Consider the following 19,980-nt stretch of genomic DNA (forward strand, 5'->3'; position numbering starts at 1 on the left):
TAGAGCAGTGGGAAGACAACGGCCCGACACAGAGGCGATCACCGAGTCGATCGACTCCGGTGTCGCGGAGCTGGTCCCCGATCTCGGCGGCCGGAACTCCTGGACGTTGCGGGTCAACGGAACCCCACAGTCGCATGTGGACCTCGACGACCCGACCTACCTGGAGTTCGAGTACGTCCGCCGGTTGGGTCACATCGTCGATCTCACCGCGCCTTCGCGTGTGCTCCACCTCGGTGGTGGCGCTCTGACGCTAGCGCGCTACGTGGCCGATCTACTCCCCCGCGCGTCTCAGCAGGTGGCCGAGATCGACGCGGGCCTGATCGCGTTCGTCCGCCGCGAACTCCCGCCACCCCCGCGAGTGAAGATCACCACAGGCGACGCCCGCGCCGTGCTCGTCAAGGCACGCCCCGGCTCGTTCGACCTGATCGTCTCCGACTGCTTCGCCGGCGCCCGCACACCGGCCCACCTGACGTCGGTCGAGTTCGTGCGCCAGGCGTCGAACGCGCTGGCCGACGACGGCATCTACGCCGCGAACATCGGCGACGGCAACGGCCTGCAGTTCGCCCGCGCCCAGTGCGCGACCGTGCGCGAGGTGTTCGAACACGTCTGCGTGATGGCCGAACCGGGCGTGTTCCGAGGCCGCCGCTTCGGCAACTTCGTGATCATGGCCTCGCACACGGGCCTACCGATGCAGCAGTTGACCCGCGCGACGGCCGGCGACCCGTTCCAGGGCCGGGTGGAGCACGGCACGGGGCTGACCAAGTTCATCGGCGGCGCGCTGGTGACCACCGACGCGACCGCCACGCTCTCCCCCGCGCCGCCGTCGGGCCTCTGGGGCACCTGAGGCAGGGGTCGAGCTCAGTCCAGTGAGGTCACGAACTTCGAGACGGCCTCCGGATGGAGCTTCTGCGCCATCCGCCCGGCCGGCGCGAGCGAGCCGAGCCGGTACAGCGGCCGTTCCGCGGCGGCGAGCCCACGCGCCTCGGCCCGCAACTGCGCGACGAGGAGCTCCGAGAACACCAGGCCTGGCGTGTCCCCTCGTGCGGCCAGCGCGTCGGCGAGGCGGCGGAGCTGGTAGACGCCCAGCTCACGGCCGCCCGTGCCCGCGTACATCGACAGGGCGACGTTGATCGCCTTCTTGTTCCCGCGCACGAACAGCCCGACGGTCCGCGCGCCACGCAGGTCGGTGACCAGCAGGTCGAGGCCGTCCGCCGTCGCGAGGTCGACCTTGCGCGTGCCGAACGCCCGCACGTACACCGTCGTGGCCTCGAGCCACACCGTGCGGCGCGCCTCGGACATCGCCAGCAGGATCACCGGCACCGACACGACCGCCCCGGCGATGACACCGGGCCAGCGGCCACCGATCAGCCCCACGATCGCGCCGAAGGCGAGGGCGACCATGATGCCGCCGATCGCCACCATGCGCGCCCGCTTGCGGACCGTCGCCTTGTCGAGCAGGTCGAGAACGAGCTTGTCGTCGCTCACAGCGCCTTCCGCACCTCTTCGACCACGTCCGCCAGCGCCACGTCGACCTGGTCTCCGGTCGCGAGGGTCTTCACCCCGATGGTGCCGGCCTCCAGGTTGCGCTCACCGAGCACAAGAGCCAAACGAGCGCCCGACTTGTCGGCCGCCTTGAAGCCCGCCTTCATCGACCGGCCGCCGTAGACCAGGTCGGTCCGCACACCCGCGGCCCGCAGTTCACCGGCGATGGCGACCAGACGAGCCCGTGCGGCCTCGCCCAGCGGCACGCCGATCACGTCGACGCGGCTGAACTCCGGCAGCACGCCCTCGGCCTGCGCCGCGAGCAGCGCCCGGTCGACACCGAGGCCGAAGCCGACGCCGGAGAGCTCCTGGCCGCCGAGCTGCGCCATGAGTCCGTCGTACCGGCCGCCGCCGCCGATGCCCGACTGGGCACCGAGACCGTCGTGGACGAACTCGAACGTCGTCTTCGTGTAGTAGTCGAGACCGCGGACCATGCGCGGATTCTCGACGAACTTCACGCCCAGCTCGGTCAAGTACCCCTTGACGAGCTCGTAGTGCTCACGGCACCCGTCGCACAGGTTGTCGACCATCAGCGGCGCCTCGGCGACCAGCTCGCGCACCTCGGGACGCTTGTCGTCGAGGACGCGCAGCGGGTTCAGCTCGGCGCGCTGCCGGGTCGGCTCGTCGAGCGGGAGCGTCGCGAGGAACGCCTGCAGCTTCTCCCGGTACGCGGGACGGCAGTTCGCGTCGCCCAGCGACGTGAGCTCCAGGCGGTACCCCGTGAGGCCGATCGCGCGGAACCCCGCGTCGCCGACCGCGATGACCTCGGCGTCGAGCGCCGGGTCGTCGATGCCGATCGCCTCGATGCCGACCTGGTGGAACTGCCGGTACCGGCCTGCCTGCGGCGCCTCGGCGCGGAAGAACTGACCCGCGTAGTAGAGCTTCGCCGGCAGCGAGCCGCGGTCGAGGCTGTGCTCGATCACGGCCCGCATCACGCCCGCGGTGCCCTCGGGGCGCAGCGTGATCGAGCGGTCACCGCGGTCGAGGAAGGTGTACATCTCCTTCGACACGACGTCGGTCGACTCGCCGACACCGCGCGCGAACAGCGCCGTGTCCTCGAAGACCGGCAGCTCGATGTAGCCGTAGCCCGCGAGCTCGGCGGCGCGGGTCAGCGTCGACCGGACGTGCGCGAACGCGGCGGACGTCGGCGGGATGTAGTCGGGAACGCCTTTGGGTGCGGAAAACACGTCTCTCAGAGTCCTCGGTGCGGGGCGGCCGCGCCCAGCTGAAGCAGGTAGGGGTTCGTCGAACGTTCGCGGCCTATGGTCGTCGTCGGGCCGTGGCCGGGCAGCACCACTGTGTCATCGGGCAAGGTCATGACCTTGCTCTGCAGAGACGACAGCATCGCGGAGTGGTCGCCACCCGGCAGGTCGGTGCGTCCGATGGAACCGGCGAAGAGCGTGTCACCCGAGATCACCAGGCGACCGCCCTCCTGCACACCGGATCGGAACATCACCGACCCGCCGGTATGGCCCGGCGTGTGGTCGACGGTGATCTTCAGACCGGCGAGGTCCAGGTCGACGCCGTCGGTCAGCTCGCGGACCTCGGACGGCTCCCGCATCTCCAGGTTGCCGCCGAAGAACGCGGCCGACTCGCGGCTGATGCCCTTCAGCGGGTCGGAGAGCATCGCTACGTCATCCGGGTGGATGTACGCGGGGATGTCGTTGCCGTCGCAGACGGGGGTGACGGAGAAGGTGTGGTCGAAGTGCCCGTGCGTGAGCAGCACGGCGACAGGCGCGAGACGGTGCTCGCGCAGGGCCTGCTCGATCGGCTCGACCGCGTCCTGACCGGGATCGATGATCACGCAGGGCTCGCCCGCGCCGGCCGCCAGGACGAAGCAGTTCGCCTGGAGCGCACCAGTGGGGAACCCGATCACGAGCACGAAAATGACCTCCCTGTTCAACGACAGCCTAACCACCACACAAAGCTCATATGCCCAGGCCCTAGACTCCCGAGCCGACCGCCCTATTCGCATGAGTCCCTGGGGAGGGAGCACGTGCCCACCAACGAGCAGCGACGCGCGAACGCCAAGCGCAAGCTTGAGCGTCAAATGGTCTACCGCCATGAGCGGGCCAAGAAGCGTCGCATCATCGCCGTCGTGTCGACGGTCGTCGTTGTTGCGCTCGTCGGAGGTGGCGTGTGGTTCCTCGCGACCAACAACGTCTTCGGCAATGGCGACGCCGCCGCGTCGGAGACTCCTACCCAGGAGTCGGTGGACAAGGCGGAGAACATCCCCACCGAGATGCACCAGATTCCGAAGCGCCCGGCCGCGCTTCCGGCAACGGTGAATTGTGAATACACGAAGGGCCAGGAGCCGGCGGCCAAGCCGAACACGCCTCCCGCGAACGGCGAGCAGCCCACCACGGGCACCGTCGGCGTCACGCTCGGCACCTCCATCGGTGACCTGAAGCTGAACCTCGACCGCTCGCTCGCCCCGTGCTCCGTCCACAACTTCGTGGAGCTGGCGAAGCAGAAGTACTTCGACAACACCACGTGCCACCGCCTCACGGTGACCGGCATCCAGGTCCTGCAGTGCGGCGACCCCGGCGGCAACGGCATGGGCGGCCCCGGCTACTCGTTCAAGGACGAGGTCTACCCGGAGCTCACCTACGGCCGCGGCGTGCTCGCCATGGCGAACTCGGGCCCGGACACCAACGGCTCGCAGTTCTTCATCGTCTACGGCGACGCCTCGAACCTGCAGGCCAAGTACAACGTGTTCGGCACGGTCGACCCGGAGTCGCTGAAGAAGGTCGACGAGGTCGCCAAGACCGGCACGATCTCGCAGCAGCCCGGCCAGGGTGACGGCAAGCCGAAGACCCCGGTCGACATCAAGTCGGCGCTGGTCGCGAACTAGGCGCCGGCCGGCACCACTCGCACACGACCTCGCACACGACGGAGCCCCCGCCCTTCTCAGGACGGGGGCTCCTCTCGTCTTGCCCCAGTTGCCGTGACTCGCTACGACGCCGACGTCACGCGGTACACGTCGTAGACGCCCTCAATGCCGCGCACGGCCTTCAGAACGTGGCCGAGGTGCTTCGGGTCGCCCATCTCGAACGAGAACCGGCTGACGGCCACCCTGTCGCGCGACGTCGTCACCGACGCCGACAGGATGTTCACCCGCTCGTCGGCCAGCACCTTCGTGACGTCCGAGAGCAGCCGATGCCGGTCGAGCGCCTCCACCTGGATGGCGACCAGGAACACGCTGGAGGCCGACGGCGCCCACTCGACGTCGAGGAGCCGTTCCGGCGACTTCAGCAGCTCCTCGGCGTTCGTGCAGTCGGTGCGGTGCACGGACACGCCGCCGCCCCGCGTCACGAAGCCGAGGATGTCGTCGCCCGGCACCGGGGTGCAGCAGCGGGCGAGCTTCACCCAGACGTCGCCCGCGTCCTTGACGATCACGCCCGCGTCGCCGGTGGGGCGGCGCCGGGTGACCGTGGACGGGGTGGCGCGGTCGGCCAGTTCCTCCTCGGCGTGATCCACACCGCCGAGCTGCGCGACGAGCCGTTGCACGACGTGGCGGGCGCTCGTGTGGCCCTCACCCACCGCCGCGTACAGCGCGCTCATGTCCGGGTAGTGCAGTTCCTTCGCGAGGGCCTGCATCGAGTCGACCGAGACCAGGCGCTGGATCGGAAGCCCGACACGCCGGACCTCCTTGGTGATCGCGTCCTTGCCCTGCTCGATCGCCTCTTCCTTGCGCTCCTTGGCGAACCACTGCTTGATCTTCGCCTTGGCGCGCGGGGACGCCACGAAGCTCAGCCAGTCGCGGGACGGGCCCGCACCCTCCGCCTTGGAGGTGAAGATCTCGACGACCTCGCCGTTCTCGAGCTTGCGCTCCAGAGCGACCAGGCGACCGTTCACGCGGGCACCGATGCACCGGTGACCCACCTCGGTGTGCACGGAGTAGGCGAAGTCGACGGGCGTGGACCCCGTCGGCAGCGTCTCGACGTCCCCCTTGGGCGTGAACACGAAGATCTCGCGCGCGGCGAGGTCCCAGCGCAGGCCTTCGAGGAACTCACCGGGGTCTGCGGCTTCCCGCTGCCAGTCGAGGAGCTGGCGCATCCACGCCATCTCGTCGATCTCGACGGACTTGCCGTTGTGCGTGCCCTTGGTCTCCTTGTAGCGCCAGTGCGCCGCGATCCCGTACTCGGCCCGCTGGTGCATCTCGGACGTGCGGATCTGCACTTCCAGAGGCTTGCCGTCGGGACCGATCACGGTCGTGTGCAGCGACTGGTACACCCCGAACCGGGGCTGCGCGATGTAGTCCTTGAACCGGCCCGGCATCGGCTGCCAGGCGGCGTGCACGACGCCCATCGCGGCGTAGCAGTCACGCACCTCGTCCACGAGGATCCGGACGCCCACGAGGTCGTGGATGTCGTCGAAGTCCCGCCCGCGGACGATCATCTTCTGGTTGATCGAGTAGTAGTGCTTCGGCCGGCCCTCGACCTTCGCGACGATCCGCGCGCTCTCCAGCTGCGTGGTGAGCTCGCTGACGACAGACCTCAGGTACGTGTCGCGACTCGGCGCGCGCTTCGCGACCAGGCGGACGATCTCGTCGTACTTCTTGGGCTGCAGGATCGCGAACGCGAGGTCCTCCAGCTCCCACTTGACCGTCGCCATGCCGAGGCGGTGGGCGAGCGGCGCGAGCACTTCGAGCGTTTCCCGGGCCTTGCGGGCCTGCTTCTCCGGCGGCAGGAACCGCATGGTGCGCATGTTGTGCAGCCGGTCGGCGAGCTTGATGACCAGGACACGGGGGTCCTTCGCCATCGCGATGACCATCTTGCGGATGGTCTCGGCCTCGGCCGCAGCCCCCAGCTTGACCTTGTCGAGTTTGGTGACGCCGTCGACCAGCCGGGCGACTTCCTCGCCGAAGTCTTCCTTGAGCTGGTTGAGCGAGTAGTCGGTGTCTTCCACGGTGTCGTGCAGCAGCGCGGCCACCAGCGTCGTGGTGTCCATGCCCAGCTCGGCGAGGATGGTCGCCACGGCGAGCGGGTGGGTGATGTACGGGTCGCCGGACTTGCGGCGCTGCGGGCGGTGCTTCTCCTCGGCAACGTCATATGCGTGCTGCAGAAGCGCCAGATCGGCCTTGGGATGGAGGTCACGGTGCACGGCGGCGAGAGGTTCGAGGACCTGCTTCACCGGGGCCGCACGTTGGGCGGTGATACGCCGCGCAAGGCGGGCGCGCACACGCCGGGTAGCCGACGGTTGAACAGCCGTCGCAGCGGGTTCGGTGTCTTGACTCAACCCCACGCTCCTCGGGTCTCGCGAGTACCGAGGATAACGCGTTTACGCTGACGAAACTTCCGATGGGGCGCTGAGCGGCACAGCTCACACGGTGAACGCCGCGCAAACTTCCGTTGAGCCGATCAGGCGACGAGCCTCACGAACGCCTGCCAAGCGGTGACCGAGAAGGCCAGAACTTCACCCCGGGTGGCCTTCGAATCCCGCACGAGGGCGTCAGTGGACAGCGACACCTCAACGCACGCACCGCTGTCCATGTCGCCGCTGTAGGTGCTCTTACGCCAGCTCCGGTCGAGCATCATGAAGGTCCTCTCGGAGTCCGCTGATGTAGTGCGTCAGCATGCTCCTCGATTGTCCCTCATCGAGCGCCAGGGCATCCAGCCACTTGAAGAACTCCCGGCTCCCGGCGATGGCTTTGCCGTCGTGTGCGAACACCTTCGCGAGGTCTGTTTCGCTGTAGGCGACCGGCACCAGCTTCTCGAACTGGAACAGCCGCCGAGCGGACCTCGTCGCGATGGCGATGCCCGCCGACATGGGGATGATGCGCAGGCAGTGCGTCTCGAAGAGCAACCGCAGGTACTGCTCCTCCATGATCTGAGCGCTGCCGACGCGCATTCGGAGCGCGAGCTCGTGCACGTAGAAGACACATTCCGGCCGATTGGGCCGCCGCATGATCGTCTGCCGATCGATGCGCAGTTGCACGTATTTCTCGACGTTCTCGGGTGCTTCGTTGCCTCCCTCGGTCAACAGGGCACGGGCGTACTCCGGGGTCTGCGCCAGGCCGGGCATGGTCAGCCCGTCGAAGCTGGTGATCTTCATTGCCTGCGCCTCAGCCAGGGCGAGCGTGCGCAGGTTGTCTGGCACGACCAGCACGTACGGGTCGAAGGCGTAGCGGTAGCGGTCTCGGAAGGTTTCGAAGTGGACGGTGTCGCGGCCGCAGGTCATCAGGTACTGGATGAGGTCGATCTCGCTCGCACGCGCTTTGCCCTTCTCGATGTTGGAGACCTTGCTCGGGTCCCAGCCGAGTTGTTCCGCGAAGGCGTGGCCGGTCAGGCCGGTGAACTTCTCGCGGAGGCGGCGCAGTTCGTCGCCCAGGTCGCGGCTGTAGGCGGTGGAGGTGATCGCAGTCATTCGTCCGACGGTAGGCATTGGCCCTCCTCCACGAACCAGCTCGTTCGGGTGAAAACGGGTGCTCTAAGCGCAGGTCGCGCGCCTGGTGGCGGGCTAGGCGACCTGGTGGTGGCGGACGGCGGTGTTGACCCTGGGGATGCGGTCGGGGTCGAGCCAGGCGGGCGGGACGAACGTCGGGATTCCATTGTGGAGCTTCACCTCCCAGTCGCTGTGGTGGATCAGGGTGTGGTGGTGGCGGCAGAGCAGTGCGGCGTTGTCCACTGAGGTCTCGCCGCCCTCCGACCAGAATCTGAGGTGGTGGGCGTCGCAGTGCTTCGGCGGGCGGTCGCAGCCTGGGAAGGTGCAGCCCTGGTCTCTCGCCACGAGCAGGCGGCGGATGGACGCCGGGAACGTCCGGGCCTTGCGGCCTATGTCCATCGGTTCGGAGCGGCCGCTCAGGACCACCGGGATCACTCCCGCGTTGCAGGCGAGGCGCCGCACCAGCGTGGCCGGGACGCGCGCTCGGGTGTCGAGCGTGGCCAGGCCCGTCTGACTGACGAGGCCCTCGTAGGACATCGTCAACGTGAGCGTGACCGGCTCACCGCCGTGCTCCGGCAGGCGGTCGGAGCGCAGCACGAGGTCGATCAGGTCGGCGAACGCGTCGCCTTCGCGCTCGGCACGGGACCGGGCGTCCACGCCTTCCTCCGGGGTGGTGGGACGGGGCTTGGCGAGCGGGTCGATCAACGTCTCGAACTTCACGCCGGCCTCCTTGCCGAGCCTGGCCGAGATCTCCAGCTGGTCGCCCTTCCACTCCATGCGCAGCCGGTTGACCGGACGCAGCGCCTCGACGGGCTCACGAGGCTCCTCCTCCCGCTGGTAGGCCAGGTACGCCAGCTCCTTGCCGAACGAACGCACCGCGCTCGGCTCGTGGGCCTGGGCGTACTCGACGAGGGACTGCTCCGCCGCGGGCGGCAACTCCTTCATCACCTCGGCCAGCACCGACACGTGTTCACCGGAGAGCAAGCCCTCTCCCGCCGCGGCGGCGGTGAGCGGCAACTCGGGCTCCAGCACCGAGCCGGACGGCGTGATCTCCCCCGTCACCGCCTCGGCACGGGCGACCCACTGACGCGCGGTCTTCAGGTCCCACCGCACGGCATGGCGCAACACGTGAGCCACATTCCGATAACCCAGTTCAGCAGCGGCGCCACGCCGTTCCAACTCGGCGATCTTCCGCATCATCACATTCTCGAGAACGCGAATTTCCGCCACGTCCCCGACGACTGCGGCAAGCAGCTCGTCGGTGGCCAGAAGGCGGAAGTCTCGTTCGCTCATGCGTTCGACAGTACCGCAAGATCACACCGTAAAAGCACGTCAGAGCTGCCACGTTCGGGTGAACCGACTGGACAAACCGCCATAGGCACCGTTACGCGACATCTCTCTAGAGGCAACGCAACCACGAACAACCACGCACGCAACAAAACGCGAATAAAGCACACCAACCACGCCCCACAACCACGCGGACAAAAGGACCACGACATTTCGTTCCGGCACACACCCGACGAAGGAGGGCATGTGCCGGCTCCGCGAAGCCGTGCCTTTGCGGGTGACCCACGCACACCTGACAGACTCAGCCGAGTGAGGACTCTGCTCTGGTGCGCCGCGATGACGTTCGTGTGGCTCGGCACGATGGCGTACCTCGCCCTCGACGACCCCAGCTACATCGATCCGCGGTCGATCATCGGCTCCACGGTCGGCTGGGTGGTCGCGACGACGCTCAGCTGGCTGGTGCTGCGCCGCGCGAAAGCCCCGAAGCTGTGGGAGTTCGCGGTCGTGACGGCCCCGGCGTCGCTGGTCACGCTGGTCTTCGTCAGCATCGGCGCCGCGATCGTGGCACCGCCGCCGGTCGCCTGACGTGCGGGAATCTCGTGGCGCTGCTGATCTACTTCGTGCCGTGGCCACCGACCAGAGGCGTCATGGGCGCTGTCTTCCGCATGATGGTCGGCTGACAAGCTGAGCCCATGCACTCACACCGGCCGATCTGGCACTGCCTGGCGTTCGCGGGCATCTGGTACGCCGCGATCATCCTGCTCAACCTCGTCACGGGCGGCACGGACGAAGGCGTGCTCGCGGCGACGCTCGGAGTGGTGCCGTGGCTCGGTGCCTCCGCCGCCCTGACGCGGGTCGGGCACGGCGAGATGAAGGCGTGGCGCCTGATCCTGCTGGGGCTGCCGATCTACTTCTTCCTGCATGCGATCACCGTGGTGGTCGCCTACAGGTTCGTGGTGCCGGTCTCGGGCTAGGCGGCGGGGCTAGACGGCCAGCAGTGCGCTGACCTCACGCCCGGCGAGCCTGGAGCGGCCGCCCAGGGCGGCGATCTCCAGCACCACCGACACACCCGTCACGATGCCGCCCGCGCGCTCCACGAGCTTGCAGGCGGCCTCGGCGGTGCCTCCGGTGGCGAGCACGTCGTCCACCACGACCACGCGCTGGCCGGGCTGGATGGCGCCGGCGGGGAGCTCCAGCGACGCGGAGCCGTACTCCAGGTCGTAGGAGACCGAGTCGGCGACGACCGGGAGCTTGCCCGGCTTGCGCAACGGCACGACGCCGTAGCGCCAGCCGTAACCCAGGGCAGCACCCAGGAGGAAGCCGCGCGCCTCGATGGCGGCGATCACCTGGGTGCTGTCGTCGATCTTGTCCTGAAGGGCGTCGACCACGGCGCGCAGGGCGTCGGGGTCGGTGAGAACCGGCGTGAAGTCCCGGAAGACGACCCCCTGCTGGGGGAAGTCCGGGACTTCACGCATCAGTCCCAGAGCACGATCCAATTTCAACGCTGGCGCTTCCCGGTCGGACGGCGGCGGGCGTCGCCTGCCTTGGCGGTGCGGTGGGGCACCGACGCGGCGGCGGCGTACGCCTCTTCCTTGCGCAGGTCGGCGGCGAGGGCGTCCTCGTCGACCGACTCGATGCCCGCGGCGACCTGCGGGCCCGCGGCCTTGGCGCGGCGGGCGGCCACGCGCTTGGCCTGCGCGATGTACTTCTGGTCGCGCATCTTCAGGTCCACCAGCACCGGGGTGGCGAGGAAGATCGAGGACAGGGCGCCGATGAACATGCCGACGAGCTGCACGAGCGCCAGGTCCTGCAGCGTGCCGACGCCCAGGATGCCGACGCCGACGACCAGCAGGCCGACGACCGGGAGCAACGCGATCAACGAGGTGTTGATCGAGCGCATCAGGGTCTGGTTCAGCGCCAGGTTCGCCGCCTCGGCGTACGTGCGGCGGGTCAGGCCCAGCAGGCCTCGGGTGTTCTCCTTGACCTTGTCGAACACGACGACCGTGTCGTACAGGGAGAAGCCGAGGATCGTGAGCAGACCGATCACCGTCGCCGGCGTCACCTCGAAGCCCAGGAGCGAGTACACGCCCGCGGTGATGATGACGTCGTGGAACACGGCGACGAGCGCGCCGACGGCCATCTGCCACTCGAAGTAGAACACCAGGAAGATCGTCACCGCGACGAAGAACCAGAACAGGGCCCACAGGGCCTTGCCGCTGATCTCACCGCCCCAGGACGCCGAGACGGCGCTGTCGGAGATCGCGCCGGCACCGCCCTGCGGCTGCAGGTCCTGTGCCAGGCCCGCCTTGAGGCCCGCGACCTCGGCGACGTTCAGGGCCGGCGACTTGAGCTGGATCGACGCGCTGGCGCCGGAACCGACGGCCTGCACGGCGGTCGGCCTCTTGCCGGGGACGGCCTTGGCGTACGCGTCCTCGACGGCGGTCGTCGAGATCGGCTGCCCGCTCGCCGAGACCGAGGGCAGCGAGATCTTGGTGCCGCCCTTGAAGTCGATGCCGAGGTTGAAGCCGTTGAACACCATCGAGCCGATGCAGACCAGCAGGATGATGGCGGAGACGATGTACCAGCGAACGCGCTTGCCGACGATGTCGAAGGCGCCGTTGCCCACGTAAAGGCGCGAGAACACGCTGCTCATGTCAGGCCTCCTTCACGGCGGTGGTCTTGCCGGTCGTGGTCGCGCGGTGTGCGGCGCCCTCGCGGGCGGCACCCCCGAGGCCCGACAGGCTCGAGTTGGACAGGAGCTTGGACTTCGACGCGATCGCGACCAGCGGGTGCGTCACGAGGAACACGACCACGAGGTCGAGGACCGTCGACATGCCCAGGGTGAACGCGAAGCCCTTCACCTGGCCGACCGCGATGACGTACAGCACGGCGGCGGCGATGAAGCTGACCGCGTCGGCGGAGAGGATCGTGCGTCGCGAACGGACCCATGCGCGTGGCACGGCCGAACGGAACGTGCGGCCCTCACGCACCTCGTCCTTCAATCGTTCGAAGAAGACGATGAACGAGTCCGCTGTGATACCGATGGCGACGATGAACCCGGCGATGCCGGCGAGGTCGAGCGTGAACCCGATGACGCGGCCGAGCAGGACCAGCACCGCGTAGATGACGACCGCGGACAGCACCAGCGACAGGATCGTCAGGATGCCGAGCAGGCGGTAGTAGAACAGGCAGTAGACGAAGACCAGAGCGAGGCCGATGCCGCCGGCGATGAGGCCCGCCTTGAGCGACTGCAGGCCGAGCGTCGGGGACACCGTCTGCGCCTCGGACGAGTCGAAGGACAGCGGCAGCGCGCCGTACTTCAGCGTGTTCGCGAGGTTCTGGGCTTCCTTCAGCGTGAACTTGCCGCTGATCTCGGTGGAACCACCCGAGATGGCCGACTGGATGGTCGGCGCGGACATGACCTCGCCGTCGAGCACGACCGCGACGGCCTGCTGGACGTTGGCCGCGGTGAACGAGCCCCACTTCGTGCCGCCCTCGGACTTGAAGTCCAGGTTGACGACGTAGCCGGTGCCGTTCGGGTTGTTGTTCGCGGCGGCGTTGCTGATGTCCTCACCGGTCAGGCGGGAGTAGTTCGTGTAGTCGTCGGCCTTGGTCTGGGTGTCCTCCTTGGGAGGGTTGACCGGGGCCAGCGTGTACTTGAACTCGCCCTTCTCGTCACACGTGACGAGAGGCTTGTCCAGGTCGTCGTTGCCGCGCAGCGGGTCTGCCTTCGTGCAGTCGAGCATGAGCGCGGCCTGCTGCAGGATCTGCGGGTCCGTGGCCTGGCGGAGCGCCTTCGCCTCCTGGATCTCCTTCGCGACCTTCGGGTCGATGTTGGAGGGGGCGGGCGGCGTGCTCGGCGCGGGGCTGGACGGCGCGGTGCTGCTCGACGGCGGCGCGCTGGACGGCTGCGCGGCCAGGTTCGGCGCGGGGCGGCCCTGCGGGGCACCGCTCGAGGGCGGCGGCGTGCCGGCGCTCTGGCTCGTCGGCGCTGACGGCGGCGTGCTCGCGGTGCCGGACGGCGGGGTGCTCGTCTGGGGCTGCGGCACGGCACCGGCCGGGACCGGCTGGCCGATGACCTTGCGGAACGCGAGGCGGGCGGTCTGGCCGAGGCCCTTCGCGCCTTCGCTGTCCGCGCCCGGGACCGTGATCACCAGGTTGTTGCCGTCTCGCACGACCTCGGCACCGGAGACGCCGAGACCGTTCACGCGGACCTCGATGAGGTCACGTGCGCGGTTGAGCGCCTCCTCGCTGGGTTGGGCTCCGTCTTCCTGACGTGCGGTCAGTGTGACGAGCGTGCCACCCTGCAGGTCGATTCCGAGCTTGGGTTTGGCCGAACCGTTCCCGGTCAAGAAGACCAGGGCGTAGAGCGCGACCACGATGAGGACAAAACTCGCCAAATACTTCGCAGGGCGAATTTGCCCGGCCGGAGGTGCCACGATCCGTCCGTCTCCTAGTAGCGATGGTTTACGAGCGCGCAGCGTAACGCGCGCCAGGTGAGCTGCGCGTCACTACCTGGAGTTGGCGGTGTTCACAGTTGCCAACTCCAGGTGTCACGCGCCAGTTCGTTACTTCTTGGCGCTGTGGTCCAGGGGCTCTGCGACCTGTGCGGTGGTCGCGGGCACCTCTTCCTCGACGTCGTCATCGGACTTCTCGACAACGGCCTCGTCGGTCTCGGCGACCTTCTCGCGAATGGCGGCACGCAACCAGCGCGTGACGACACCCTCGGAGATCTCGATGTCGATGGTGGTGTCGTGGCTCGCGTCGGCAACGGTGCCGTACAGGCCTGACGTCGTCATCACCTTGTCGCCAGGAGCGAGCGAGTCCTGCAGGTTCTTCTGCTCGGCCATCGCCCGCTTCTGCTTGCGCGCGCTGAGGAACAGCGGCACCGCCAGCAGAACCAGAAGCAACGGGAACATCAAAGACGAAAGGTTGCCCATCATTCTCCGATCAGGTGGACATGCCTCGACGCACGTCCGATATGTCCAGGTGCTTTCACCGATTGTGCCAGGTCACCACAGTTGATCACCGGCGGGCGGCTCCAGCCCCAGGTGGTACCACGCTGCCGGCGTCGCCACTCGGCCTCGCGGTGTCCGGGCCAGCATGCCAGCCCGCACCAAATACGGTTCGCACACCTCTTCCACGGTGGTCGGTTCCTCACCGACCGCGACCGCGAGGGTGGCGACGCCCACGGGGCCGCCGTTGAAGCTCTTGACCAGCGCGTTCAGCACCGCGCGGTCGAGCCGGTCGAGACCCAGTTCGTCGACGTCGTAGACGACCAGGGCCTGCTTCGCGATGTCCTCCGTCACGCGGCCGTCTGCCCTGACCTCGGCGAAGTCGCGGACGCGGCGCAGCAATCGGTTCGCGATGCGGGGGGTGCCCCTGGACCGGCCGGCGATCTCGATGGCGGCGTCCTCGGCGATGTCGACGCCGAGGATCTTCGCGCTGCGCTTCACGATGAGGTCGAGCTCGGCGGCGGTGTAGAACTCCATGTGGCCGGTGAAGCCGAAGCGGTCCCGCAGCGGCCCTGTGAGCGCGCCGGACCTGGTCGTGGCTCCGACCAGCGTGAACGGCGCGATGTCGAGCGGGATGCTGGTCGCGCCGGGGCCTTTGCCGACCATCACGTCGACGCGGAAGTCCTCCATCGCGAGGTAGAGCATCTCCTCCGCCGGCCGGGCCATGCGGTGGATCTCGTCGATGAACAGGACGTCGCCCTCGACCAGGTTCGACAGCATCGACGCGAGGTCGCCCGCACGTTCGAGCGCCGGGCCGCTGGTGATGCGGATGGCGGCGCCGAGCTCCTTGGCGATGATCATCGCGAGGGACGTCTTGCCCAGGCCGGGAGGGCCGCTGAGCAGGACGTGGTCCGGGGCCGCACCGCGGCGCATGGCACCGTGCAGGACGAGTTCGAGCTGTTCGCGGACGCGCTGCTGGCCGACGAACTCGTGCAGGTCGGCGGGACGCAGGCTGGTCTCGAGGTCGCGCTCGGCGGGCGCGACGTACGGACTGAGCTCGTCCTCCATCACTTGCGCCCCAAGGTCGCGAGCGCCCGGCGCAGGACGGCGGACGTGGACTGCTCGGGGTTGTCGGCCAGCACGCTGTCGACCGTGGACTCCGCGGACTTGGCCGGGAAGCCCAGGCCGAGGAGCGCCTCGACGACGTGGTCACGCGTCTGGCTGTGCGCGGGCGTCGTGGGCGCGGCGAGCTGACCGACCTTGTCGCGCAGCTCGATGATGAGGCGTTCGGCGCCCTTCTTGCCGATGCCCGGGACCTGGGTGAGCACGGTGATGTTGCCCTCGGCGAGCGCGTGGCGCAGCTTGTCCGGCTCCAGCACCGCGAGGGTGGCCAGCGCGATCCGCGGGCCGATGCCGCTGACGGTCTGCAGCAGGCCGAACAGCTCGCGGGCCTCGGCGTCGGCGAACCCGAACAGGGTGAGGCTGTCCTCGCGGACGATCAGGGTGGTGGCGAGGCTCGCCTCCTCGCCGCGGCGCAGGGTGGCGAGGGTGGTCGGGGTCATCTGGACGGCGAACCCGACACCGCCCACCTCGACGACGGCGTGGTCGAGGCCGACGTGCTGCACCTGGCCGCGCAGTGACGAGATCACCTTGTTCCTCCGGACTTCACGATCTGGACGTTAGTTGCTGCGCCTGGCCGCTTCGGCCAGCTTCGCCTTGTGCACGCGGGCCAACTCCGCCGCTTTCGCCTGCGCTTCCTCCAGGCGGCTGCGCATCGGCGCGCGCCAGTGGTGGCAGATCGCGATCGCCAGCGCGTCCGCCGCGTCGGCCGGCTTCGGCGCGACCTTCAGGCCGAGCAGCTTCGTCACCATGGCGGTCACCTGCGCCTTGTCCGCGCGACCCGAACCGGTGACGGCGGCCTTCACCTCGGACGGCGTGTGGAACTCGACCGGCAGGCCTCGTTGCGCGGCAGCGAGAGCGACTACGCCCGATGCCTGCGCGACCCCCATCGCGGTGCGGACGTTGTGTTGCGCGAAGACCCGTTCGATCGCGACGACCTGAGGTTCGTAACGGTCCAGCCACACGCAGAGGCCGTCGTACAGCTCATGGAGGCGCACGGACAGCGGAGCGTCAACGGGCGTGCGGAGGACGTCGACGGCCACGGCGCGCACGACCCGGCCCGGCCCGCCGTCGACGACGCCGAAGCCGCACCTGGTCAGACCGGGGTCGACCCCGAACACCCGCACGACAGCTCCCCGGATCGCGAACGAACAACAGTTCGAACCATATCCGGTGCACCTATAGGTGACTCGCACCGACACGGTTCGACAAGTCCACTCCGGCGTTACTACGGTGGTCGGGTTTCGATCACGGGAGTCGCGGGTGAAGAGGTTCTGGGTCGTTGCGGGATGCGTCGGCACCTGCATGGCGATCGCCATCCTCACCGCACTGACCGCACCGCGCGATATCGGTATCGCAATCGACAAGGTCGTCCAGCTGCTGTTCGCCGTCGCCGCTCTCGTGGTCTATGCGGGCAAACGCGACCGGTGGATGACCGCGGCGATGATCAGCCTCGTGATCGGGCTGTCCGCGTGGATCTGGGGCCAGCAGATCATGGGCGTGCAGCTGCCGTCGTCGACGATCGCGCCGCTCGGGTTCACGATGGTGCCGGTCCTCTGCCTGGCCGCGGTCGTCGTGAAGGCGCAGAAACGGCGTGCCGACGACCTGCTGCCGAACTACCGCAGCCGCACGGTGGTCGTGCTCGACGGGCTGATCGTGATCGGGTCGCTGTTCGTGCTGACGTGGGTGTCGGCGCTCGAGTCGCTGAGCCGTGCGTGGGCCACGGAGGGTCCCGGGTTCGCCACCGTCGTCGCGCATCCCGCCGCGTACCTCGTGCTGCTCGTGGCGATCGTGGTGATGTCGTGGACGCATCAGGCCGTGCGTCAGTGGCCGATGCTCTTTCTCGCGTTGGCCGGTATCGCGCAGTCGTCGTCGGGCTGGGTGTTCGCGTTCTACATCTCCAAGGGCAACACGGCGATCCCGGCGACCGCGGACATCGGGTTCATGCTGTGCCCGGCGTTCTTCCTGCTGAGCGCGCTGGCTCCGGTGCGCAACCTCGACCCCACGCCCGGACGCATGCGCACGGCCGACATGCTGCACCTGCTCGTGCCGTACCTGCCGCTCGCGATCACCGGCCTGTTCGTCATCTGGAACACCGCGACCGGCGGCCGGCTCAACCCGGTCGAGATCTACGTCGGGCTGTTGGTGATGTGTCTCGTGATCGTGCGTCAGCTGGTCACGATGATGGACAACGTCCGGCTGATGGACCAGCTGCGCGTCTCTCGTGAACAGCTACGGCACGAGGCGACGCACGACCCGTTGACCGGTGTCGCGAACCGCTCGCTCTTCCGCGAACGGCTGGAGCGCGCGCTGGCGGTTCGTGACCGCTCCAGGCCGTTGATCCTGCTGTTCATCGACGTGGACGGCTTCAAGGCCGTCAACGACAACAACGGGCACGCCGAGGGCGACATCGTCCTGCGCAACGTCGCCGCACGGTTGCAGAACAACGTCCGCGACGAGGACGTCGTGGCGCGGCTCGGCGGCGACGAGTTCGGCGTGCTGGTCGACGGCGGCGACGCCGACGAGGTCGGCGGCCGGCTGCTGACGGCGCTGGGACATCCGCACGAGGTGCTCGGCCGGGTGCACCGGGTGCACGCCAGCATCGGTGTGGCACAACGGTTCTTGTACGATCCCATGATCACCGCCGACGACGTGCTCGGGGCCGCGGACGCCGCGATGTACACGGCGAAGCGGCTCGGCAAGGGCATGGTCGTCGTGCACGGTTCACCGCTTCCGGAGATGACGTGACCCCTGAGCAGTTGATTTCCTCGCTGGGCATGCAGGAACTCCCCGTCGAGGGCGGGTACTTCGCGCAGACGCACCGGTCGGAGGAGGCGTCCGCGATCGCGTACCTGTTGCGCCGCCCGGACTTCTCCGGCATGCACGTGCTGAAGCACCTGGAGATCTACCACTTCCACGCCGGGTCGCCGTTGCGGATGGTGCTGCTGCACCCGGACGGTTCGGCCACCGAGCCGGTGCTGAGCGCGTCGAACCCGCAGGTCGTGGTGCCCGCGGGCGTGTGGCAGGGCAGCACTCCGGCGGGCGACTGGTCGTTGGTCGGGACGGTGGTCGTGCCGCCGTACACCGATGACGTCGTGGAGTTCGGGCACGCGGACGACCTGTGCGCGCGTTATCCCTCCCACGCTTCGGTGATCAGGCCTCTGTGCAGGTTCTAGGATCTTCGGAATGGCGCTTGTCCCGCTCAACGGCATCGAGCTGAACGTCCAGACCGAGGGTTCCGGCGATCTCGTCGTGCTCGTCATGGGCACCGCCAGTCCCGGCAGGGTCTGGCGCACGTACCAGGTGCCCGCGCTGGTCAAGGCCGGTTATCGCGTCGCGTACTTCGACAACCGCGGCATCAGGCCGTCGTCGGAGTGCGCCGGTGGTTTCACGCTCGACGACATGGTCGCCGACACCGCCGCGCTCATCGAGCACCTGGGTGGCCCGGCGCACGTGATCGGCACGTCGCTGGGCGCCCGCATCACCCAGGAACTGGCTCTGGCGCACCCGTCGCTGGTGCGGTCGGCGGTGATGATGGCGACCGCGGGGCGGCCGGAACCGGTGCAGCAGGCGTGGTCGCAGGCGCTGTGCGACCTGCACGACAAGGGCGTCGAGATCCCGCTGCCGTTCTACGCGGCGGCGTCGGTGGTGCGGAACCTGTCGCAGACGACGCTGGCCGACCCGGTCGTGGCCCGGGACTGGCTGCAGATGTACGAGTTCGCCGGCTCCGGTTTCAGCGCGGGCGAACGCGTCCAGCTCGGTCTCGCCGAGTACGACTCACGCCTGGAGGCCTACCGCGCCATCGCCGTGCGGTCGCTGGTGATCGGGTTCGCCGACGACGTCGTGCTGCCGCCGCGGTTGTCGCGCGAGGTGGCGGACGTGATCCCCGGCGCCCGGTACGCGGAGGTCTCGGGCACCGGGCACATCGGGTACCTGGAGCGGCCGGACGAGGTCAACCGGCTGCTGGTCGAGTTCCTGGGCGGAGCGTGACCCTCATCGGTGCGCGGCCTGTCCGGTGGGTCGCAGCAGGATCTCGTTCACGTCCACAGTGGATGGCTGGGACACGGCGTAGAGCACGGCCCGGCCGACGTCCTCCGGTGCCAGCTTCGGGTCGTCCACTCGCGACGGCGGGATGGCGTCGGTGTCGACGAGGCCCGGCTGCACCACGGTGACCCGGACGCCGGTGCCCACGGCTTCGGCGCGGATCGCCTGTGCGAGGCCGGTGATCGCCCACTTCGTCGCCGAGTACAGGTTGCCGGGGCGGACGCCTCGGCCGGCGGCGGAGCCGGTCAGCACGAGGTGGCCTCCCGCGCGCATCAGCGCGGGCATGGCGGCGCGGGCCGTGAAGGCCGGGCCGCACACGTTCGTGACGACCATGTCCGTCCATTCGGACGGGTCCGCACCCGACGAAGAGACGAACGACGTGTCCACCGAAACGCCCGCGTTGGCGAAGACGACGTCGATTCGGCCCCAGCGCGATTCCACACGGGACATGAGATCCTGCACGGAATTCCAGGAAGAAACATCGCATCGGGCGTCCCAGCCGCGATCCCCGACAGATTCTTCGGCCGAACGTGAGGCCCTGACCACGCGATAGCCCGCCTGGGCCGCCAGGGAGGCTGTCGCCGCCCCGATTCCGCGGGAAGCGCCGGTCACGACGAAGACGTTTTCCATGATCCGGAACCCTAGT

The 19,980-nt window shown here is 68.6% G+C and carries 21 protein-coding genes and 1 pseudogene; 7 read left to right on the plus strand and 15 right to left on the minus strand.

Going from position 1 to position 19,980, the window contains the following annotated elements; genetic code table 11:
• Window positions 1-7 precede the first annotated feature (7 nt).
• Window positions 8-844 (plus strand): spermidine synthase, encoded by an 837-nt coding sequence (locus PV646_RS38725; protein ID WP_500347419.1) that lies wholly within the window; start codon window positions 8-10, stop codon window positions 842-844.
• A gap of 14 nt (window positions 845-858) precedes the next feature.
• Here the strand turns inward: PV646_RS38725 and PV646_RS38730 are convergent, their stop codons facing one another.
• Genes PV646_RS38730 through PV646_RS38740 form a run of 3 tightly spaced genes read right to left on the minus strand, consistent with a single transcriptional unit; the run spans window position 859 to window position 3,424 of the window.
• Window positions 859-1,485: a hypothetical protein gene (locus tag PV646_RS38730; RefSeq protein WP_500347420.1), complete on the minus strand. Its 627-nt coding sequence runs from the start codon at window positions 1,483-1,485 to the stop codon at window positions 859-861.
• On the minus strand, window positions 1,482-2,729 hold the full coding sequence (hisS, locus tag PV646_RS38735) for a histidine--tRNA ligase (protein WP_500347422.1): 1,248 nt from the start codon (window positions 2,727-2,729) through the stop codon (window positions 1,482-1,484). Before hisS ends, PV646_RS38730 begins: the two co-directional genes overlap by 4 nt.
• A 5-nt stretch (window positions 2,730-2,734) precedes the next feature.
• The gene (locus tag PV646_RS38740) at window positions 2,735-3,424 is read right to left on the minus strand and encodes an MBL fold metallo-hydrolase (protein ID WP_500347423.1); all 690 of its coding nucleotides are present in this window, start codon (window positions 3,422-3,424) and stop codon (window positions 2,735-2,737) included.
• Window positions 3,425-3,538: 114 nt separating this feature from the next.
• Here PV646_RS38740 and PV646_RS38745 point away from each other — a divergent pair, with 114 nt between their 5' ends.
• Complete coding sequence (locus tag PV646_RS38745) at window positions 3,539-4,396, plus strand: peptidylprolyl isomerase (RefSeq protein ID WP_500347424.1); 858 nt, start codon at window positions 3,539-3,541, stop codon at window positions 4,394-4,396.
• A gap of 101 nt (window positions 4,397-4,497) precedes the next feature.
• On the opposite strand, the pseudogene PV646_RS38750 reads toward PV646_RS38745, so the two are convergent.
• The 4 genes and pseudogenes from PV646_RS38750 to PV646_RS38765 form a co-directional block, all read right to left on the minus strand.
• Window positions 4,498-6,732, minus strand: a pseudogene (locus tag PV646_RS38750) (RelA/SpoT family protein); the annotation flags it as partial.
• A gap of 173 nt (window positions 6,733-6,905) precedes the next feature.
• Window positions 6,906-7,082, minus strand: coding sequence for a DUF397 domain-containing protein (locus tag PV646_RS38755; RefSeq protein WP_500347425.1), 177 nt, complete (start codon window positions 7,080-7,082; stop codon window positions 6,906-6,908).
• The gene (locus PV646_RS38760) at window positions 7,057-7,911 is read right to left on the minus strand and encodes a helix-turn-helix domain-containing protein (protein WP_500347427.1); all 855 of its coding nucleotides are present in this window, start codon (window positions 7,909-7,911) and stop codon (window positions 7,057-7,059) included. Before PV646_RS38760 ends, PV646_RS38755 begins: the two co-directional genes overlap by 26 nt.
• A 93-nt stretch (window positions 7,912-8,004) precedes the next feature.
• The gene (locus PV646_RS38765) at window positions 8,005-9,222 is read right to left on the minus strand and encodes an HNH endonuclease signature motif containing protein (protein ID WP_500347429.1); all 1,218 of its coding nucleotides are present in this window, start codon (window positions 9,220-9,222) and stop codon (window positions 8,005-8,007) included.
• Between the two features lie 303 nt (window positions 9,223-9,525).
• Here PV646_RS38765 and PV646_RS38770 point away from each other — a divergent pair, with 303 nt between their 5' ends.
• Together PV646_RS38770 and PV646_RS38775 are read left to right on the plus strand one after the other, a co-directional pair.
• The gene (locus PV646_RS38770) at window positions 9,526-9,801 is read left to right on the plus strand and encodes a hypothetical protein (protein WP_500347431.1); all 276 of its coding nucleotides are present in this window, start codon (window positions 9,526-9,528) and stop codon (window positions 9,799-9,801) included.
• Between the two features lie 107 nt (window positions 9,802-9,908).
• Window positions 9,909-10,190, plus strand: a complete 282-nt coding sequence (locus PV646_RS38775; protein WP_500347433.1) for a hypothetical protein — start codon at window positions 9,909-9,911, stop codon at window positions 10,188-10,190.
• 9 nt (window positions 10,191-10,199) lie between these two features.
• Here the strand turns inward: PV646_RS38775 and PV646_RS38780 are convergent, their stop codons facing one another.
• From PV646_RS38780 to ruvC, 7 genes are all read right to left on the minus strand, one after another.
• Window positions 10,200-10,691: an adenine phosphoribosyltransferase gene (locus PV646_RS38780; protein WP_500347434.1), complete on the minus strand. Its 492-nt coding sequence runs from the start codon at window positions 10,689-10,691 to the stop codon at window positions 10,200-10,202.
• Window positions 10,692-10,714: 23 nt separating this feature from the next.
• Window positions 10,715-11,869, minus strand: coding sequence for a protein translocase subunit SecF (secF, locus tag PV646_RS38785; RefSeq protein WP_500347436.1), 1,155 nt, complete (start codon window positions 11,867-11,869; stop codon window positions 10,715-10,717).
• A gap of 1 nt (window position 11,870) precedes the next feature.
• Window positions 11,871-13,595 carry a protein translocase subunit SecD gene (secD, locus tag PV646_RS38790; protein WP_500347438.1) on the minus strand — a complete coding sequence of 575 codons (1,725 nt, stop codon included), beginning with the start codon at window positions 13,593-13,595 and terminating at the stop codon, window positions 11,871-11,873.
• A 189-nt stretch (window positions 13,596-13,784) separates the two neighbouring features.
• Window positions 13,785-14,126: a preprotein translocase subunit YajC gene (gene yajC / locus PV646_RS38795; RefSeq protein ID WP_500347440.1), complete on the minus strand. Its 342-nt coding sequence runs from the start codon at window positions 14,124-14,126 to the stop codon at window positions 13,785-13,787.
• A 102-nt stretch (window positions 14,127-14,228) separates the two neighbouring features.
• On the minus strand, window positions 14,229-15,239 hold the full coding sequence (gene ruvB, locus PV646_RS38800; RefSeq protein ID WP_500347442.1) for a Holliday junction branch migration DNA helicase RuvB: 1,011 nt from the start codon (window positions 15,237-15,239) through the stop codon (window positions 14,229-14,231).
• Window positions 15,239-15,820 (minus strand): Holliday junction branch migration protein RuvA, encoded by a 582-nt coding sequence (gene ruvA / locus PV646_RS38805; RefSeq protein ID WP_500347444.1) that lies wholly within the window; start codon window positions 15,818-15,820, stop codon window positions 15,239-15,241. The genes ruvB and ruvA overlap by 1 nt, the downstream gene beginning before the upstream one ends.
• Window positions 15,821-15,850: 30 nt before the next feature.
• Window positions 15,851-16,417, minus strand: a complete 567-nt coding sequence (ruvC, locus tag PV646_RS38810) for a crossover junction endodeoxyribonuclease RuvC (protein ID WP_500347446.1) — start codon at window positions 16,415-16,417, stop codon at window positions 15,851-15,853.
• A gap of 136 nt (window positions 16,418-16,553) precedes the next feature.
• Between ruvC and PV646_RS38815 the strand changes: the two genes are divergently transcribed.
• Genes PV646_RS38815 through PV646_RS38825 form a run of 3 tightly spaced genes read left to right on the plus strand, consistent with a single transcriptional unit; the run spans window position 16,554 to window position 19,280 of the window.
• On the plus strand, window positions 16,554-18,038 hold the full coding sequence (locus PV646_RS38815; RefSeq protein ID WP_500347448.1) for a diguanylate cyclase domain-containing protein: 1,485 nt from the start codon (window positions 16,554-16,556) through the stop codon (window positions 18,036-18,038).
• Window positions 18,035-18,466, plus strand: a complete 432-nt coding sequence (locus tag PV646_RS38820) for a cupin domain-containing protein (RefSeq protein WP_500347450.1) — start codon at window positions 18,035-18,037, stop codon at window positions 18,464-18,466. Before PV646_RS38815 ends, PV646_RS38820 begins: the two co-directional genes overlap by 4 nt.
• A gap of 10 nt (window positions 18,467-18,476) precedes the next feature.
• On the plus strand, window positions 18,477-19,280 hold the full coding sequence (locus PV646_RS38825; protein WP_500347452.1) for an alpha/beta fold hydrolase: 804 nt from the start codon (window positions 18,477-18,479) through the stop codon (window positions 19,278-19,280).
• Between the two features lie 3 nt (window positions 19,281-19,283).
• On the opposite strand, the gene PV646_RS38830 is transcribed toward PV646_RS38825, so the two are convergent.
• Window positions 19,284-19,964, minus strand: coding sequence for an SDR family oxidoreductase (locus PV646_RS38830; RefSeq protein ID WP_500347454.1), 681 nt, complete (start codon window positions 19,962-19,964; stop codon window positions 19,284-19,286).
• Between the last annotated feature and the right edge of the window lie 16 nt (window positions 19,965-19,980).

The sequence above is a fragment of the Streptomyces sp. ID05-26A genome (genome assembly GCF_033794685.1).
In the GTDB taxonomy this organism is placed as follows: Bacteria; Actinomycetota; Actinomycetes; order Mycobacteriales; family Pseudonocardiaceae; genus Lentzea.